This window comes from Larkinella sp. C7 (genome assembly GCF_006149005.1).
Lineage (GTDB): Bacteria > Bacteroidota > Bacteroidia > Cytophagales > Spirosomataceae > Larkinella.
In genome coordinates, this window is the sequence record NZ_VBSL01000007.1 from 234,394 (window position 1) to 251,698 (window position 17,305).

The 17,305-nt window shown below is 51.3% G+C and carries 19 protein-coding genes; 5 read left to right on the plus strand and 14 right to left on the minus strand.

Translation table 11 applies throughout. The features are described from left to right. Positions 1-164: 164 nt before the first annotated feature. Positions 165-527, plus strand: a complete 363-nt coding sequence (locus FH871_RS19230) for a hypothetical protein (protein ID WP_138993025.1) — start codon at positions 165-167, stop codon at positions 525-527. A gap of 203 nt (positions 528-730) precedes the next feature. On the opposite strand, the gene FH871_RS19235 is transcribed toward FH871_RS19230, so the two are convergent. From FH871_RS19235 to FH871_RS19245, 3 genes are read right to left on the minus strand one after another with little or no spacing between them, the layout of a single operon-like run. Continuing rightward, entirely contained in the window at positions 731-1,084 is a 354-nt protein-coding gene (locus FH871_RS19235; RefSeq protein WP_138993026.1) for a DUF86 domain-containing protein, read from the minus strand. Next, entirely contained in the window at positions 1,068-1,352 is a 285-nt protein-coding gene (locus FH871_RS19240) for a nucleotidyltransferase family protein (protein WP_138993027.1), read from the minus strand. Before FH871_RS19240 ends, FH871_RS19235 begins: the two co-directional genes overlap by 17 nt. A gap of 59 nt (positions 1,353-1,411) precedes the next feature. Continuing rightward, positions 1,412-2,260 (minus strand): carboxypeptidase-like regulatory domain-containing protein, encoded by an 849-nt coding sequence (locus FH871_RS19245; RefSeq protein ID WP_171062889.1) that lies wholly within the window; start codon positions 2,258-2,260, stop codon positions 1,412-1,414. 170 nt (positions 2,261-2,430) lie between these two features. Here FH871_RS19245 and gcvT point away from each other — a divergent pair, with 170 nt between their 5' ends. Further along, entirely contained in the window at positions 2,431-3,525 is a 1,095-nt protein-coding gene (gene gcvT / locus FH871_RS19250) for a glycine cleavage system aminomethyltransferase GcvT (protein WP_138993029.1), read from the plus strand. Positions 3,526-3,628: 103 nt separating this feature from the next. Beyond that, entirely contained in the window at positions 3,629-4,345 is a 717-nt protein-coding gene (locus FH871_RS19255) for a 2-phosphosulfolactate phosphatase (RefSeq protein WP_138993030.1), read from the plus strand. A 78-nt stretch (positions 4,346-4,423) separates the two neighbouring features. On the opposite strand, the gene acpP is transcribed toward FH871_RS19255, so the two are convergent. The 4 genes from acpP to FH871_RS19275 form a co-directional block, all read right to left on the minus strand. Next, positions 4,424-4,663, minus strand: coding sequence for an acyl carrier protein (gene acpP, locus FH871_RS19260; RefSeq protein WP_114406463.1), 240 nt, complete (start codon positions 4,661-4,663; stop codon positions 4,424-4,426). A gap of 147 nt (positions 4,664-4,810) precedes the next feature. After that, positions 4,811-6,109, minus strand: a complete 1,299-nt coding sequence (locus tag FH871_RS19265; RefSeq protein ID WP_138993031.1) for a TolC family protein — start codon at positions 6,107-6,109, stop codon at positions 4,811-4,813. A 51-nt stretch (positions 6,110-6,160) separates the two neighbouring features. Beyond that, positions 6,161-7,735, minus strand: coding sequence for a DHA2 family efflux MFS transporter permease subunit (locus tag FH871_RS19270; protein WP_138993032.1), 1,575 nt, complete (start codon positions 7,733-7,735; stop codon positions 6,161-6,163). A 1-nt stretch (position 7,736) separates the two neighbouring features. After that, entirely contained in the window at positions 7,737-8,798 is a 1,062-nt protein-coding gene (locus FH871_RS19275; protein WP_229317392.1) for an HlyD family secretion protein, read from the minus strand. A gap of 256 nt (positions 8,799-9,054) precedes the next feature. Between FH871_RS19275 and FH871_RS19280 the strand changes: the two genes are divergently transcribed. After that, positions 9,055-9,573, plus strand: a complete 519-nt coding sequence (locus tag FH871_RS19280) for a MarR family winged helix-turn-helix transcriptional regulator (protein ID WP_138993034.1) — start codon at positions 9,055-9,057, stop codon at positions 9,571-9,573. 78 nt (positions 9,574-9,651) lie between these two features. Then, entirely contained in the window at positions 9,652-11,007 is a 1,356-nt protein-coding gene (locus FH871_RS19285; protein ID WP_138993035.1) for an NAD-dependent succinate-semialdehyde dehydrogenase, read from the plus strand. Positions 11,008-11,010: 3 nt separating this feature from the next. Here the strand turns inward: FH871_RS19285 and FH871_RS19290 are convergent, their stop codons facing one another. The 7 genes from FH871_RS19290 to ftsY all read right to left on the minus strand — a co-directional run bounded on the left by FH871_RS19290 (position 11,011) and on the right by ftsY (position 17,220). Then, on the minus strand, positions 11,011-12,963 hold the full coding sequence (locus tag FH871_RS19290; RefSeq protein ID WP_138993036.1) for a 7TM-DISM domain-containing protein: 1,953 nt from the start codon (positions 12,961-12,963) through the stop codon (positions 11,011-11,013). A 70-nt stretch (positions 12,964-13,033) separates the two neighbouring features. Continuing rightward, entirely contained in the window at positions 13,034-14,344 is a 1,311-nt protein-coding gene (rimO, locus tag FH871_RS19295; RefSeq protein WP_138993037.1) for a 30S ribosomal protein S12 methylthiotransferase RimO, read from the minus strand. 93 nt (positions 14,345-14,437) lie between these two features. Further along, positions 14,438-15,067, minus strand: coding sequence for a hypothetical protein (locus FH871_RS19300; protein ID WP_138993038.1), 630 nt, complete (start codon positions 15,065-15,067; stop codon positions 14,438-14,440). Between the two features lie 17 nt (positions 15,068-15,084). After that, positions 15,085-15,558 (minus strand): hypothetical protein, encoded by a 474-nt coding sequence (locus FH871_RS19305; RefSeq protein ID WP_229317394.1) that lies wholly within the window; start codon positions 15,556-15,558, stop codon positions 15,085-15,087. Then, complete coding sequence (locus FH871_RS34210) at positions 15,551-15,868, minus strand: HEPN domain-containing protein (RefSeq protein WP_138993122.1); 318 nt, start codon at positions 15,866-15,868, stop codon at positions 15,551-15,553. The genes FH871_RS19305 and FH871_RS34210 overlap by 8 nt, the downstream gene beginning before the upstream one ends. A gap of 51 nt (positions 15,869-15,919) precedes the next feature. Then, positions 15,920-16,258, minus strand: a complete 339-nt coding sequence (locus FH871_RS19315) for a nucleotidyltransferase domain-containing protein (RefSeq protein ID WP_138993039.1) — start codon at positions 16,256-16,258, stop codon at positions 15,920-15,922. Between the two features lie 2 nt (positions 16,259-16,260). Next, on the minus strand, positions 16,261-17,220 hold the full coding sequence (ftsY, locus tag FH871_RS19320) for a signal recognition particle-docking protein FtsY (RefSeq protein ID WP_138993040.1): 960 nt from the start codon (positions 17,218-17,220) through the stop codon (positions 16,261-16,263). Between the last annotated feature and the right edge of the window lie 85 nt (positions 17,221-17,305).

The following is a 17,305-nucleotide window of genomic DNA, read 5'->3' on the forward strand; positions in this document are numbered from 1 at the left end:
ACTTACTGGCCTAAAGTATATGATACATCTAAAATATAGAAAATGACCCAAATTGGGTTTTTTTACATCGAAAAAGCATTTTTTGTTAACTTAAAGCCTGCAAATTTAAACAACTCTTGCTTTTAGTCGGTTGTATGATATAAATATACGATACGATCAACGCTATGAAAATTGCAGTAGAAGAAGGGCAGGACAAAACGGTTTTGGTCGATGGCCGGCAGACCGTTACGATCACGCACATTGAGGAGGGCGTTAGCGAACGCAAAGGCATTCCGTTCTTTGCCGTCCGGTTTGAAAACGAAGCCGGTTACGTTTCCCACCGGTTTTATCAATCCCCGGCGGGTATGCCCGCGATCATCAGTTTGTTCGATCAGGTTGGGATCAAAGCCCAGGAAGGCAAAGAACTTGATACCAAACAATTGATGGGGAAAGAATTAACGATCGAGGTGGGTGAGCGGTCGTATAGCGACCCCGAAACCGGAAACGAGCGCACCCTGAAACAGGCTATTAACTTTCTGGCGAGTTAACCATACGCCGGTTCTCTGATTTGTAAACGCCCTGGCTTGATGGTCGGGGCGTTTGCTTGAATAAAAGAGAAAAAAGCCAATATTTAATTATCTCAAAACGTAATACCCTCCTCCCGAAGCAAGTCCGTCAGATTCAAGGAACAACTTTCCAAAACCGTTACACCATCAGCCCAGGTCTGCGTAATCCAGATGACGCGCTGATTTTACTTCTCAAAATTCTCCGTGAGAATTCGCTCAACGGTTAATTTAAGCGGCTCCAGTTTATTAGTGGAAATGTCCCAAAGTAGCTCAAGATCAACGCCAAAGTATTCGTGCGTTACGAAATTTCGGAAGGAAACAATCTTGCGCCATTCGATTTCTGGAGCAGACTGTTTTAGTGCGTCAGACAGGTGGTTAGCCGCTTCACCAATAATTTCTAATTGTCGTTCTATGGCAAAGCGAAACATCGGTTCGTCGTAAAGCGATTCTTTAGGACGATCAGCCATAAATTCATCGACGTAGGCAATGGCTTGAAGAATATGGAGCAATCGCGCTTTATCGTCAATCGGCTTTCTCATAAATCAGTAACTTTTCCCGATCAATGTACGGCTTAATGAACGGCGAAAGGCCATTCGCACTCACGAGATCGACGGGAGTGTCCAGCAATTGAGATAACTGCTCTTGCATGTCCAGAAACCGGAAGTAATCAGCGCCCTGTGCATAATCCAGTTCAACCAGAATATCAATATCGCTGTTCGGCGTTTGCTCACCACGTGCCGCCGAGCCAAACAGATAGGCGCGTTTCACCGGTTGGTTCTGGAAGTAAGAAACGAGTTGCGGAAACATACAGATTGCGGTTATTGTATAGGAAAGTTAACAGGATAACTCAGATTTACCAATACCTACTATTCCAGCGCAATCTTCGCCTGAATCACCGGATGCTCGCCCATTCCGACCCGCGAGAGGGGTGCGTTGCGTCGCCAGGTGCCGCCGTTGATGCGCTCCCAGTAGGTTGCCGTCCGCAGCTCCCGATTGAACGCCAGGTATTGCCCGAAACATTCCCGCACATTCTTCTGACCATCCGGCATTTTGAACGAGGTCGCGAATTTATAGCGGTCTTCGTTGGTCGGGAGCCATTCCATCGCGATGAAGAGACCTTCTTTCGGAAATTCAATCTGGTAGCGCGACAGATCGACCTCGCACCAGGTGTTGCCCCGCCGGGCGGCCGTCACCACGCTCTGGGGCAGCCGGTCCTCGCCCGGTTCGCCGTCCGCGTTGGCGTAAATGCGCACCCGAAACGGTGCCGTCGCCACACCCCCGCGTGCAATCAGATACGAAACGCGCTGCAGATACCCCCGAATGCCTTTGGTATTGCGGACGTGCAACGCAAACTCGATGTTCCGGCCCGAGCAGTTGCCCCAGACAATCGGCGCGCGCTTCCGGAGGGCCCCGACGGCCACCACCTTCGGTTTTCGGCCCCGAACCACAATTTCGGTCAGCACGTTCGGTTTGGCTCGCAGCCGGTAAACCGCCGTGGTATCCGACAAACCGGCCAGCGGCAGCAGCAGATTCTCAAAACCGACGCAGCTAATCAGGAGCGTATCGATGCCCTCCGGAATCCGCGCCGAAAACCGCCCCTGCGCATCGGCGTAGGTACCAAACCGGTGCTGTGGCTCGCTGATCAGGGCGTAGGAAACCGGCTGATTCGTGCTGTCAATCTGAACTTGTCCCCTGATAGTCGTTTGAGCAAGCACAAATAAAGGGCTGAATAAAAAAACAAAGGAGAAGAGAAACCGGCAGCGGGAGGTCATATACATGGAAAACCGTCAACAATTCGGTAGTTTTGTAATTCGGGTTAATGGATAAAGAGCGCGATCGATGCGTTAAACCGGAATCCGAATCGCATTTACAATTCTTCCGTTTTATGGATTTAAAGCACGTACCGCTCGAAACGATTCACGAACAACTTGGGGCAAAAATGGTGCCGTTTGCCGGATTTCTAATGCCGGTACGGTATTCATCCGACCTTCTGGAGCATCAGACCGTCCGCAATGCGGTTGGCATTTTCGATGTATCCCACATGGGTGAGTTCATTTTGAAAGGTGAAAAAGCCCTTGATCTGATTCAGAAAGTGTCGGCTAATGATGCCTCGCTGCTCTACGACGGCAAAGTGCAATACAGCTACCTGCCCAATGATCAGGGGGGCGTAGTCGACGATTTGCTCATTTATCAGATCAGCAAGGTAGAATATATGCTGGTGGTAAATGCGTCGAACATCGAAAAAGACTGGAACTGGATTCAGAGCCAGAACGATTTCGGGAGTGGCCTGGAGATGATCAACATCTCGGACGGCACCTGTCTGTTCGCCGTTCAGGGGCCCCTGGCAGCTCAGGCACTGCAACCGCTGACCAACGTCCTGCTGGATTCGATGTCGTATTATACCTTCGAGAAGACGGACTTTGCCGGTTTTCCCAACGTGATTGTCTCGGCTACGGGCTATACTGGTGCGGGCGGTTTTGAAATTTACGTGGCCAATGAACAGGCCGAAGCCGTCTGGAATGCGATCATGAAAGCCGGCGAACCCTACGGCATCCAGCCCATCGGATTGGGCGCGCGGGATACGTTGCGACTCGAAATGGGCTATTGTCTCTACGGAAACGACGTCGATGATACGATTTCTCCCCTGGAAGCCGGTTTGGGCTGGGTGACGAAATTTACCAAACCGTTTGTTAATTCCGAAAACCTGCAAAATCAGAAGAAGGACGGTTTGAAACGGAAACTGGTCGGATTTGAACTCATCGACCGGGGCATTCCGCGGAGCCATTACGAGCTTTGCGACGCTGATGGAAACCGCATCGGTGAAGTCACGTCCGGCACCCAGTCGCCCACGCTTAGCAAGGGCATCGGGATGGGCTATGTTCCGACGGAATATAGCAAACCGGGTTCCGAATTATTTGTCAAAGTCCGCGACCGGCTGTTGAAGGCACAGGTCGTGAAATTACCTTTTGTAAAAAATTAACGTAGATGGGAACACGGATTGTGCGGATTGAACGGATCAAAACTGATTTTTATCTGTGCAAATCCGTTCAATCCGCACAATCCGTGTTCCCATCCCTCCCCGTATGAAAACCATTGACGTCTGCCTGACTCCCGATTTACTCCACCTGCATGCCGATTCCCTCGAAAATTCCATCGTTGTCGTAGCAGACGTATTCCGGGCTACCTCGTGCATGGTGACCGCTTTTGCCCACGGTGTCAATAGCATTACGCCGGTGGCGACGGTTGAGGAGTGCAGCCAGTTGCAGGGCCGGGGCTATCTGGCCGCAGCCGAACGAAACGCCAAAAAAGTGGACGGTTTCGAGCTGGATAATTCGCCGTTCAGCTACATGGACGAGCGACTGATCGGCGCCAACATTGCCATGACCACCACCAACGGCACCTACGCCATCACGCGTTCGCGAAACGCGGTCAAAGTACTCGTTGGGTCATTCCTGAACCTGGAAGCGGTGGCGCGGTTTCTCCAGGGCGAACGCTACGACGTTCTGATTTTGTGTGCAGGCTGGAAAGGGCGCGTCAATCTGGAAGATACCCTGTTTGCCGGGGCGCTGATCGAGCGGCTGAAAGACGAATACATGGTTCCGGAAGACAGTGGGCTGATGGCCTTGCGGTTGTATGCCCAGGCGAAAAACGATTTACCCGCCTACCTCGCTCCGTCTTCCCACGTCCGGCGGCTCCACCGGCTTAGCATTCACAAAGACATTATCTACTGTTTACAGCACGATCTATACGACGTCATCCCGGTTTTGCGGGGCAGTGCGCTGGTGAGTATGGAGGTGTAGCCCATAAAAACGAGCCGACGCGCATCTCCTTCCGGAATCGCGCGTCGGCTCGTTTCATATTCTATTTTTTAGTTTGGCTTAGTCCTGCATGGCAACGTGCTGCTCCGTCTGCAAATAGTCTACAACCCCCTGAAAAGTGGTCAGTTTCGAGTAATCTTCGTCGGGAATCCGAACACCGAATTCCTGTTCCAACTGCATGATCAAATCAACTGTGTCCAGGCTGTCGAGGCCCAGGTCGCGCGTAAAGTGAACGGTAGGATGAATGGCCGATTCCTTGATGCCGAAGTTCTTGAGGATGTTGGTTACGCGATCTTTCATAGTCGTAAACTGTTTTCAGGTTGTCTAGTCGTGCAGACGAGCATCTGCTGGTGTGTGAGAGCGGCTATTTGTGTACGTGGCCACGTTGAAAGAACCGTCTGTTTTCTTTTTTAGTTTGCCAGACAATCAACTTTTCGTTTCCGGTACCTATAAATTTTCGCCCAGCAATCGTTTATACTCTAAATGATTGAGCAATAGTTGATACTGATAGTTCAATCGGGCCAGTTCCGCTTCTTCCACACCGGTTTCCGCGCTTTGCAACTCAACGGGTGTAATGACGCCGGAGGTTAACCGGATCTGCGCAATTTCGAGCGCTTTCCGGGCCTGTAACACCTGCGTTTCCAGGTTCTGTAACCGTTGCTGATTACTCCGAATATCGGCATTCAATTGTTCCAGATTCTGCCGCAACTGGGCATTGGCGTTCTCAACGGCATACCGGCTGGCGTCCAGATTCAGACGGGCGGCCTGGTTTTGCAAGCTGTATCGTTTGCCGGCATAAATCGGTATCGTCAGATTGACCCCGGCGGCTACGTTAAACCTCAGCGCGCCAATTTCCGGTAAATACCCGTTTTTGTAGCCCGCTGAACCGTTAAAACTCAGGTTAGGCCGTCCACTGCGGTCGTTGGCCAACACATCGGTTTGAGCCGCCCGTACCCGGTCTTGCGCTAGTTGTACTTCTTTATTCGTTGATTGAGCCGTTTGCAGGCTTCCTTCCAGTGTGAATGGCTGAACCTGTGCATCGAACTGGACGGCAACAGGGCTGATGGCCGGATTTGGATCGCCGGTCAGATACGTCAATAACGCCCGTTGCCGCTCCAGATTGTTTTGCAGATCAATTTTTCGATTCTGGGCGGTTTTTAACCGGACCTGTTGCGTCAGCAAATCATACTGCAACGCTTCGCCATTCTGTAAGCGATTGGCAAAAATCTGAATATTGCCTTGCGCTACTTTAATAACCGAATCCTGCACCACCATACTTTTTTCCAGAAAACCGATGCCGTAATAAACCGCAGCCACCTGATAGCCCAGGTTTTGTCGGGTCAGCTCCATATTTCGGCGCAGCAACTGCACCTGGTCGACGGCCTGTTTGATGCTGGCATCCGTCCGGCCAAAGTCATACAGGGTCTGTCCGATGCCAATGTTTGCATTGACGTTGTGGTTGGGTTGAAACTGAATGGTAGCGTCCTGACCGTTAACCGGCAAGGTTGCCTTTGCGACGGGCGTAACGTATTGGTAAATACCGTTGCCGGTAATGTTGGGCTGGTAGGCCGAACGGGCAATGGCCACGTGTACCTCGCCCGCCCGGAGTTGTTGCTGCTGCTCTTTCAGACGCGGATAGTTGGTGTTGGCCTGATTGATAAGCCCCCGCAGGTCGTCCGGAATCGACTGGGCTCCTGCGGTTTCCGCAATCAGCGTGAGGATAAAAAAGAGACTAAATAGTTTCATTGTGTTTTCGTATGATATTGTGGATAAGGTTATCCTTGATTGGTCGGCTGGTTAGTGGGCAGCATCGGCCGCGGCTTTGGCGGCTGCGGGGTCCATTTTTTTGTTCTGCATCAGAAACAGCAGCGGCAGGGTCACTACGAAAAAGAGCCCGGCGAGTCGAAACGTGTCCAGATACGAAACCATCAGCGCCTGTTTGGAAATCAGCGCATCCATGTTTCGGTAGGCTGCCGTAACGGAGTCGAATGCATTCATCCCCCGGGACGCCAGGCTCTGGGCCATCGCATTCAGCCGGTCGGTGGTCAACGCGTCACCGGGTTGCAGGTTCGAAACCAGATCGTTGCGGTGAACGGCACTGCGCTGGGCGATGTACGTATTGGTGATGGCGACCCCGAATGCCCCGCCCAATTGCCTCACCATGTTGGTGAATGCTATACCGGTCGGCAGTTCAGACGGTTTTAAGGTCGAAATTGACTGGTTGATCAATGGCGCGTTGATCATCGCCAAACCGGCTCCGCGCACCAGCAACGCCCACGTAAAATCGCGCTCACTGGCGTCGGCGTTGAGGTTCGACATCATGTAACAGAACAGAATGAACGCCAGATAGCCGAGAATGGCGAAAATGCGCGGAGAAACGCCAGCCGCCATCGACCGCCCGACCACCGGGAACATGATCAACGCCACGGCCCCGCCCGGAATCAGGATGTTCCCGGTTTTGGTCGCCGTATAACCGACAATCCGCTGGGCAAACAGGGGAAACAGCAGAATCGAGGTGAACAAGCCGTAGCCGATGATGAACACCAGCACCGAACCGACGGCCAGATTGCGGTTTTTCACCACCCGTAAATCCATCACCGGACTCTTGGTTTTCAATTCCCACCACAGAAACAGCGGAATGGAAATGGCGGCTATGATGGTCAGGTACAGAATGGCGCGGTCGTCGAACCAGTCGTCGGCTTCGCCCCGTTCCAGTACATACTGCAAACTCCCGACCCCCACGGCCAGCAACAGAATTCCGATCTGGTCAATCTTGATCGTACTGCGATCAATGCTGTATTCGGATGGCTGTTTGTCGATAAAGGTCGAGCACAGGAAAACCGCCAGAATTCCGATCGGAACGTTGATGAAAAACATCCAGCTCCAGTGGTAATTGTCGATGATGTAGCCGCCCAGGGTGGGTCCGAGGGTAGGACCCATCACAATGCCCATCCCGAAAAGAGCCGAGGCAATGGCGCGTTGCGAGGGCGGAAACGCATCGTACATGATGCCCTGTGAGGTCGAGAGCAATGCGCCCCCGCCGATTCCCTGTAAAAAACGAAATGCCACCAGCGTCCATAAATTGTCGGCAATCCCGCAGAAATAGGACGCAATCGTGAAGAGAATGATGGACCCGATGTAGTAGGTTTTCCGGCCAAAATAGTTCTGGAGAAAACCGGTCATCGGAATGATGATCACATTGGCAATCGCGTAGGCCGTGACAACCCACGAAATGTCTTCAATCGTGACGCCAAGATTACCCGCCATCTGGGTGATCCCGACGTTGACAATCGACGTGTCGATCAGTTCCAGAATAGCCGCCGACACGGTTGTGATGACGATAATCCACTTTTTGAATCCTGCTGATGCCATCTTACTGAACTTTCACGGATACATCCGTACTCAAACCCGCCCGCAGCAAGTCTTTGTATTTCGCCGGATTTTCGATTTCAATTTTCACCGGAACCCGCTGCGTTACTTTTACAAAGTTGCCGGAGGCATTGTCGGCGGGCAGTAGGGCAAACTTGGCGCCCGTTGCTTCCGAGAGCGAAACGACCTTGCCTTTGACTTCCAGATCCGGGTACGCGTCGATCTTCACATCGACCGGCTGCCCGACGCGCATGTGTTGCAGTTGGGTTTCCTTAAAATTGGCCACCACCCAGAACGTCGAATCGTTGACGATGGTGAACAGGTTCTGGCCGGGCTGCACATACTGACCGACCACCACGTTTTTCTTGCCGATCTTGCCAGCGATGGGGGCAGTAATTTTGGCGTAACCCAACCGGAGTTTGGCGTTGTCGATGGCAGCCTGTTTCACTTTCAGGAGGGCCTGCGCTTTCAGAATGTTGGCCTGGGCCTTCGCAATGGTGGCCTGCGCGACGGCTTCGGAGGTTTTGGCCAGCCCGATCTGTTGCACGTTGGCGTCGAACTGCCGGGCCTGAACCTCGGAGTTGTTGCGGCTATCCTCCAGTTGCTTTTGCGTCAGCGACTGCCCTTTGTACAGATTTTCGTCGCGTTTGAGGTCGTTGGCCGCTTTCGAGACCCGTAATTGTTGCACATTGGCGTTTGACTGGGTGACTTTCAGATTTTGCTGCACATTCCGCAAACTGGCCTGAGCGTTTTGCAAATCGGCCCGGGCGGTTTGAATATCGGCCAGCGTTTGCTGGTAATCGGCCTCTGCCTGTTGTAGCGCCACTTCATATTCCTGCGGGTCGACAGTGATCAGCTCCTGACCGCGCCGGACGGCGGCATAATCTTCAATGCCAACCTGTTGCACATACCCGGCAACCCGCGCCAGAACCGGGGCCGTGTTGCCCTCGATTTGGGCGTTATCGGTCGTTTCATACTGTTGGTTGTAGCGATACGATTGAAAACCGTAGAAAGCAGCCGCTACCACAACGACCAGCACGACCAGACGGGGGAGATACTTTTTCACGGGTGTGGTTTGTTCTGTTGCCATTTTTAGGAAAAGTTATACGAATCTTGTTTTAGTAAACCAGGTTGACTAGTTTTGGGCAAAAGTAGAAGAAGTTTTTAGAATAGTCAACTTGATTGACTAGTTGTATTCATACTTTAACAGGATTTTAATAGTATGCATCGGGGCCATCCAACGACCGTTTACGCAGTCGATGCTCCGCACCTTGTGAAAAGTTTGTAACTTGTCGGCTCTGTAACGACGCAAAGGAAGACGTATGAATACCGAAGCGGTGGCGGTTGAAAAACCGTTTGATTTTCAGTTTTTTTACAAAGTGCGTGAGCGGACGTTAGGCCGGGTCATGTCGAAAATGAAGCGGTTTATAGGCCGGTATATCGAGCAACGGCTTCCTGAGCTGGGTTTTCCGGATTTTAAAGCGAGTTACATTGCCTTTCTGGCCAATCTGGAAGAGGATGGCATTACGAACAATGAGCTGGCAAGACGGGCGGGCGTTACCAAGCAGGCCATGAGCAAGGTCGTCAATTTGCTGGAAGATGACGGCTATATTTATACGGTGAAAAACGAGCGCGATTCGCGTTCCAGCCAGATTTTTATCAACGAACGCGGCAAGCAGTTGATGGTAGCGGTTTTCAACTGCATGGAGGAGATTCGGGAGAAATTCCAGGCCATTGCCGGTCGCGAACGGGTCGAACAGATGATCGATACGATGGTGATGCTGGTGCGGGAAATCGAGAAAGATACCGGCCCCTTATCGGGTATTCACTGCGTGCAATAACGATTGATGCTGAAATTTTCACCCTAACTGGTCAGTCGGTTAGGGTATTTTTTTGTTTAGGAATAAAAACCACAGGCCATGAACTTTACATCCGTCAATCCCTATACCCAGAAAAAAATCAAGTCCTATCCGGCCCTGAGTGCACAGTCGCTCGACCAGAAAATCAAACAGGCGGACCGCGCTTTTACCGGTTGGTCGGCGCTTTCGCTGGAAGAACGTCTGGCTTATTTTCGGAAAGTAGCGGCCTATCTGCGCCAGGAAAAACAGCGGTATGGGGCGTTGATGACAGCCGAAATGGGTAAGACGCTCAAAGAAGCCGTGGCCGAAGTGGAAAAATGTGCCGTTGGTTGCGATTATTACATCGAACACGCACCCCGGTTTCTGGCTGACCTGACGATCAAGACAGAAGCCAAAAAGAGTTTTATAGCCTACGAACCGCTGGGCGTGGTGCTGGCCGTGATGCCCTGGAATTTTCCGTTCTGGCAGGTGTTCCGGTTTGCCATTCCATCGTTGCTGGCGGGGAACGTCGGCTTGTTGAAACATGCCGCCAACGTTAGCGGCTGTTCACTGGCGATTGAAGAAATCTTCCGGGCCTGCGACTTTCCAACCGGCACGTTTCAGTCGCTGCTCATCGAATCGAAAACCGTCGAAACCGTTCTGAAAGACCCGCGTGTCAAAGCCGTTACGTTGACTGGCAGCGAAAAAGCCGGGATGTCGGTGGCGTCGATTGCCGGCAGTCAGATTAAAAAATCGGTGCTGGAACTGGGCGGCAGCGACGCCCTGATTGTACTGGCCGATGCCGATCTGGAAAAAGCCGCCCAAACCGCCGTGCAGTCGCGGATGCAGAACGCCGGGCAAAGTTGCATTGCCGCCAAGCGGTTTATCGTCGAAAAATCGGTTAAGAAAGAATTTACAGAACGGGTTCTCAGTCATATCCAGGCCATTCAGCAGGGTGATCCGACGCAGGAAACCACCACCATGGGGCCGGTGGCGCGGGTCGATCTGGCCGAAGCCATTGAGAGTCAGTGTGCGGAAACCGTTCGGCAAGGTGCCCGGATTTTGCACACTGGAAACCGGGAGGGTTGCAATGTGCAACCGATTTTGCTCGATAAAGTAAAACCGGGTATGACGGCTTTCGATCAGGAAACGTTTGGGCCACTGGCCGTTATCGTTGAAGCCAAAGACGAACAGGAGGCCGTAAAACTTGCCAATCAATCCAATTACGGCTTAGGCTCTGCCCTCTGGACGAAGGATATGGACCGGGCCGACCGGCTGGCGCGGCAGATTCAGGCCGGTTCGGTGTTTGTCAATTCGCTGATGCGCTCCGACCCGAGAGTGCCGTTTGGCGGGGTGAAACTGTCGGGTTTTGGCCGGGAGTTGGCGGAAGTCGGGATGAAAGAGTTCCTGAATATCAAAACCGTCTGGATGGAATAACGATCAGACGGCCACTTCCACGACCGTGCCACGATCGGAGTAAATCCGAAACTGGCCGCCCAGTTCTTCGGCGCGTTTCTTCATGTTTTGCAACCCGTAATGGTTGTCAAGCGATTCGTCCTGATTCCAGGCCAGACCGTTGCCGTTATCGCTGACACTCAGTTGGAAAGAGCCATCGGGTTTGGCGAGTAGCAAAACCGTCACTTCCGTCGCGTGGGCGTGTTTGACCACGTTGTGCAGCGCTTCCTGCATGATCCGGAACATGTTCAGGGCCTGAACCGAGGTCAGCGGCTGGGCGAGTTCACCTTCCGTATGGATCGTGATTTGCAGCGGGTCCAGTTGCTGAAAATACCGGCTGACGTAGTGGTTAATCCGCTCCTCAAATTCTTCCAGCGTAAAACTCTCCTGGTGGATGGCCCAGATGGTATCGCGGAGCATCTTGATGGCTTCACGTGTGTAATCGACGACAGAACGAATTTGCGACGACAAAGGCCGGGTGTTGGCGACCGGCTGTTTTTCGGCCTGACGTGCAATTTGCTGCAAACTGTTGACGATGAACGACAATTGCGCGCCCACGTTGTCGTGTAAATCGCGGGCAATGCGTTCTTTTTCCTGAAAAGATTCATTTCTAAGCTGAAGCCCCTGCACGTGCGCTTCAAACGCCAGCCGTTGCTGCTGGGTGCGTTCTTCGCTGAGTCGTTCGTTGTGGTCGCGGATGAGTTTATACCGGTACGCCAGCCCGAAAGTCAGCACCATCACTTCAAACAAAGCGGCCAGGGCGAAATTCTCGTAGCTTTCCAAAAACGCGTAGGTCGGAAACAACTTGAGATTGCAGAGAATTACCAGAAAATTGAGGGTATAAAACGGGCTGACGGCCACCAGATAAAGCCAGGCTTCCTGCACACGATACCCCCGGATGAGGTTAATGACGATGAAAGCCCAGATGAGCGGCATCGGCAGCCAGTAAAAAACAATGAAAAGTCGCATTACCATCAGCTCGACCAGGGGCGGAACGTAGGTGATCCATTCGACCAGCAAAGACGTCAAACAGAAGACGCCACCCACCAGAGCCACCGTTGCTACGCGATGCCACAGGCGGCTGGGGGTTTTTTCCAGCGACAAAAATGACCGCACGAACAGCAGTTGGAAAAAAAAGAGCAGCAGCGGAAACACGAAATAGATGTTTCGGTTGGGCATCCGGAACTGACTATCGAAATAGAACTGGTATAAAAAACCGTCGTTGATGAAAAAATACCCCGCCAGACCGATTACGCAAAGAATATACTTCGCATAAATCCGGTCGAAGGTGGTCAGGTAAAAGAAAAAACTGATGGCGATGACGAAGAGAAACACCGCAAAAATACCGCCCCAGAACGCGTAATCGCCCAGAATGAAGGTGTCGAGCCCGCCTTGTGGCCGAATGGTGATTGGAACGACCTGGACACCCCGGCTTTTGAAGGACCGGACGTAACAGGTAACTTCCATGCCTGCGGGCAGTGTGAACGGAAACCAGTAATTCCGGTGGTAAACCATTTTCTGCGTAACGGGCGTTTTCCAGCCGTATACGGGGGAGGTGTAAACGACCTTTTGTCCGTCGGTAATAAACAGTTGCAGATCGTCGAAGGCCCAGAAATCAATTTCGCAGAATAGCGCCTGGATTTGATCCGACGTATTTTTCAGCCGGAAGCGCACCCAGACCGGGTGCGAAAACTGGTCGCCACTGCTGTAGCCAAAATTCGGAATGGGCGACGAACTGGGCTGAAACGCTGCGGCCATTTCCGGTCGCACAACCTGATCGATGGTCAGCCGATGGGCCGTATCCTGAACGAACCAGAGATCGTGATCGAGAACCAGTGTCTGATTATCGGATGAAATGGGTATGACGGGTTGGTCTGCCCAGACAAAAACCGGAGAGAGTAGACAAAGAAAAACAACAAGCCGGTAAAGAGGAGCCATACCGTCGGGAAGGTTCGGTCCCAAATATACTGAAAAACCGGCTTGGTTGAGAGGGAGTTAGCTGTTTTTGTTATTCGGTTATGACACCGTATACGTCGAACTCGTGGGCTTCTGTAACGCGCACCCTGGCAAAATCGCCCTGACGGACGTATTGCCCCGCCGGAACAAGCACTTCATTGTCAACTTCGGGCGAGTCAAACTCCGTCCGGCCAATGAAAAAACCGCCTTCTTTCCGGTCGAAAAGCACCTTGTAGGTCTTGCCGAGTTTGGCCTGATTCAGTTCCGATGAGATACCCTGTTGCAGATCCATGATGGCGTCGGCGCGCTCCTGCTTGATGTCGGCCGGTACATCGTCGGGCATCGTGTAGGAATGCGTATTGTCTTCGTGGGAATACGTAAAAGCACCCAGCCGGTCGAACCGCATCCGTTCGACAAAATCATACGTTTCGTCAAACATGGCTTCGGTTTCGCCGGGATGGCCGACAATCAACGTGGTCCGGAGCGCAATACCGGGTACTTTTTCGCGAATGGTGTCGATCAGGGCTTCGGTTTTCTCGCGGGTAATGCCCCGGCGCATGGATTTCAGGAGTTCAGTCGAGCCGGTTTGCAGCGGCATGTCGAGGTAGTTACAAACGTTCGACCGCTCGCGCATCACATCGAGCACATCCATCGGAAAACCGGACGGATAGGCATATTGCAAGCGAATCCATTCAATGCCTTCGACGTCGGCCAGGCGATTGATGAGGTCGGCCAGCGTGCGTTTTTTATAAATATCCAGCCCGTAATAGGTCAAATCCTGGGCAATCAGAATCAGTTCTTTGGTGCCGCGCCGGGCCAGCGACTGCGCTTCTTTGATCAGTTCTTCCGCCGGACGCGAAACGTGGTGTCCGCGCATGAGCGGAATCGCACAAAACGAACAGGGGCGGTCGCAGCCTTCCGCAATTTTCAGGTATGCATAATGGGCGGGGGTCGTCAAAAGCCGTTCGCCCACGAGTTCGTGTTTGTAATCGGCTTTCAGCGTTTTCAGCAATCGCGGCAATTCATTGGTACCAAACCACGCATCGACGGTCGGCATTTCAATCTCCAGTTCGTCTTTGTAGCGGTGTGACAAACAGCCGGTTACGTATACTTTATCGACCACGCCCGCATCCTTGGCATCTACATACCGCAGAATGGTGTTGATCGATTCCTCCTTTGCATTGTCGATAAAACCGCAGGTGTTAATGACCACAATGTTGGCATCGTCTTTCTTCGATTCGTGCGAAACGTTGTAGCCGTTGCCTTTCAGTTGGGTAAATAATACTTCCGAATCCACCAGGTTTTTGGAGCAGCCCAGCGTGACGATATTGATTTTATTCGTGCGTAATCCTTTTGTTTTCAAAGTAGTAGAATGCTAAGTACCCGGAGCGGTGACCGTTCTGGCACAACACCGGTATTTTGGGCAAAGTTCGGAAAAGTACAATTCAGGAGAAAGTTATGGGGCAACAATCCAAGGAATTTTGTGCGGAACATACTGAATCGGGACGGTTTTGAAATAGTCGTCGATGGCGAAATCAAGGTAGCTTTTGTTTAGATTGAGGTAAACCGCATGGCCGTTCTTCAATTTGAAAATCAGATAACTGTAGCCAGCGACCATTTTGCTGGACTTTAGACCGGACCCGTGTTTTTCAATTTCCTGCACGTCATCGGCCGAAAATCGGATTATTTCCTCCGCTGTATCGATTGTCAGGCTTTTATCTGCTGGGTCAAGCGTAACGGTTTTGTTTCGGGTGATGAGCCAATATTGCCAATCCAGCTTAAAAACAGAAGCAATCAACCACAGAGCATAAAGACAAGCCGCAAACAATCCTAAACTGACCATCCAGTGCCAAAAGGAGTTGGAGGCTGGCATTAATACAAATACATCCGCATACAGCATGGAGACCATGAGCAAGGTAATCACCACATTTAAAATGTAATCAAAGCGCGTGAAATATTGCCAGTCCTCAATTTTGTAGCGAACAACAATCACTAACGGGGATTCGTCGCCGATGGTTTTGGCGGTGTAGCGGAGCAACTTGTAGATGACCCAGGCGAAGGGGGTAAGAACCGAAACCGTGATCAAAAAAGCGTTCATGACGGTTAAAATACCGCCTGATATGAGATATCAAACGCGATTGTGGACCGGCGGTTTTTCTCCACCGTCACCGGAAAAATGTTGTTTTGGCCGTCGGAGAGGTTGGCGTACAAGCCTTTTTCTTCCTGCACAAAAACGGAATAACTACCGGCGGGCAGACTTATACAAAATTTTCCGTCTGTATCGGATTTGACTTTTTTGATGAACCGGGTGTTGATTTTGGTGTAAAAACCGTCGTCGGTGGCTTCCGTCTGGTCAATTTTCGTCAATTCATAAATCAAAACCTCCCGGACAACGGGCTGGCCTTTCGGCTGCGGTCGGTCGGGGCCGGGCATGTGGTTGCCGGATTTGAATAGAACCGTTCCGCAAATGCCCTGAAATGACTTGCTGTGCTGACTGGGTTTGCAGGCGATGAAAAGGGTGAATGCCAGCAGGAGCAAAGATGGTTTTAGAATGTTGGAGAGTTGATTATCAGGCATATTTCTCTTTGACAAAATGAAGGAAATTTTCGGATCTTATGATCAAATCATTGATTTCCTCAAGAGGAAAATCGCCCTCGAGGTCATAATCCGCTATTTGTCGGTGGTCAAATAGAATTTTGAAATCATCCTTGAATTGTTCAGACACTTCACCTGACTTGATTAAATGCATGGAGAACATCTCCCGAGCTGCCGAATGGCGTTTTGTAATGATATTTTTATCAGAAAGTAATCCACGTACAAGCCAGAAAAAACAATAATAACTTGAAGTGAAGTAATAGCACCAAGTGGAAACTCCGTCAAAACCAATGTTTTAGTATTTGCCAGATAAGCTTCCGCTTTCTTAATGCAGTCTTTTAGGTCATCGCTCATAAATGCATTTAGCGTCTTTTCTGACCTCGCGAAAAAAAATACGATTCGATGTGAGAAACTTATTATGAGAGACTACAACTGCAGATATATCGATAAATGTTTCAAGGTAATAAGCATTACGATCGGCGGCAGTCGTAGCCACTTCTTTGAAGGGAGAAACATTTTCGTCATCCAACAGCACTAAATAATCGACATCTGATTCTTCATGAAAATCGCCCCGGGCATAGGAACCGAATAGCAAGATTTTGGCCAGCCGATCGCCGTAGTGCCGTTTCATGATGTCGGTCACTTCGCGATTAACTATCTCTAAATCGGTTACAACTGCCATTGTCAGATTTTCTTAAAAAACGAATCCACGAACTCCATCTTGTGAAACGTCTGCAAATCTTCGATTTTTTCGCCGACGCCAATGTACTTCACCGGAATCTTGAACTGATCCGAAATGCCGATCACCACACCGCCTTTGGCTGTTCCGTCTAATTTCGTGATCGCCAGGGCCGTCACATCCGTCGCTTTGGTAAACTCCGTGGCCTGAATAAATGCGTTCTGACCGGTTGACCCGTCGAGCACCAGCAACACCTCGTGGGGAGCTTCGGGCAGGAATTTCTGCACAACGCGTTTGATTTTCGATAGCTCGTTCATCAAATTCACCTTCGTGTGCAAACGGCCCGCCGTATCGATAATCACCACATCGGCGTTCATATCCACGGCTTTTTTGACGGCATCGAAAGCCACCGCCGACGGGTCAGTGTTCATGCCGTGTTCGATCACCGGCACGCCGACGCGCTGTCCCCACAGTTTTAACTGCGTAACGGCGGCCGCCCGGAACGTATCACCCGCGCCCAGGACCACTTTATAGCCGCGCTTGTGAAACTGCGAGGCCAGTTTGCCAATGGTGGTGGTTTTACCGACGCCGTTGACGCCGACGACCATGATCACATACGGTTTTTTGTCAGCGGGCAACGAAAAATCGTCGTCGACATCTTCCGATTTGTTTTCGGCCAGCAAGGCAGCAATTTCCTCCCGCAGAATGGAATCGAGTTCGCTGGTACTGACGTATTTATCCCGGGCAACGCGGTCTTCGATGCGCCGGATGATTTTCACGGTGGTGCCAACGCCCACATCCGAGGTAATCAAGACTTCTTCCAGTTCGTCCAGAACCTGCTCGTCGACCGTCGATTTGCCGACGACAGCGCGGTTGAGTTTCGAGAAAAAACTTTCTTTGGACTTCTCCAGCCCTTTATCGAGTGATTCTTTTTTTTCCTTCGAGAAAAAATCAAACAGACCCATTGCTTTGTCGTTAGAACGTTGGATGGCAGACCACAGACGCCGATTCGTACGTATACAGTCTCGTGTCTGTTTTGTCGAACAAAGA

Bases quoted from the DNA above. Each gene is read 5' to 3' on its own strand.
- FH871_RS19280 (WP_138993034.1), top strand. From the start codon at position 9,055: ATGAATACCGAAGCGGTGGCGGTTGAAAAACCGTTTGATTTTCAGTTT.
- FH871_RS19240 (WP_138993027.1), bottom strand. From the start codon at position 1,352: ATGTTTCCGCAACTCGTTTCTTACTTCCAGAACCAACCGGTGAAACGC.
- FH871_RS19230 (WP_138993025.1), top strand. From the start codon at position 165: ATGAAAATTGCAGTAGAAGAAGGGCAGGACAAAACGGTTTTGGTCGAT.
- FH871_RS19315 (WP_138993039.1), bottom strand. From the start codon at position 16,258: ATGGCAGTTGTAACCGATTTAGAGATAGTTAATCGCGAAGTGACCGAC.
- ftsY (WP_138993040.1), bottom strand. From the start codon at position 17,220: ATGGGTCTGTTTGATTTTTTCTCGAAGGAAAAAAAAGAATCACTCGAT.
- FH871_RS19285 (WP_138993035.1), top strand. From the start codon at position 9,652: ATGAACTTTACATCCGTCAATCCCTATACCCAGAAAAAAATCAAGTCC.
- FH871_RS19290 (WP_138993036.1), bottom strand. From the start codon at position 12,963: ATGGCTCCTCTTTACCGGCTTGTTGTTTTTCTTTGTCTACTCTCTCCG.
- FH871_RS19235 (WP_138993026.1), bottom strand. From the start codon at position 1,084: ATGAGAAAGCCGATTGACGATAAAGCGCGATTGCTCCATATTCTTCAA.
- FH871_RS19270 (WP_138993032.1), bottom strand. From the start codon at position 7,735: ATGGCATCAGCAGGATTCAAAAAGTGGATTATCGTCATCACAACCGTG.
- FH871_RS19265 (WP_138993031.1), bottom strand. From the start codon at position 6,109: ATGAAACTATTTAGTCTCTTTTTTATCCTCACGCTGATTGCGGAAACC.
- FH871_RS19305 (WP_229317394.1), bottom strand. From the start codon at position 15,558: ATGCCTGATAATCAACTCTCCAACATTCTAAAACCATCTTTGCTCCTG.
- FH871_RS19255 (WP_138993030.1), top strand. From the start codon at position 3,629: ATGAAAACCATTGACGTCTGCCTGACTCCCGATTTACTCCACCTGCAT.
- gcvT (WP_138993029.1), top strand. From the start codon at position 2,431: ATGGATTTAAAGCACGTACCGCTCGAAACGATTCACGAACAACTTGGG.
- acpP (WP_114406463.1), bottom strand. From the start codon at position 4,663: ATGAAAGATCGCGTAACCAACATCCTCAAGAACTTCGGCATCAAGGAA.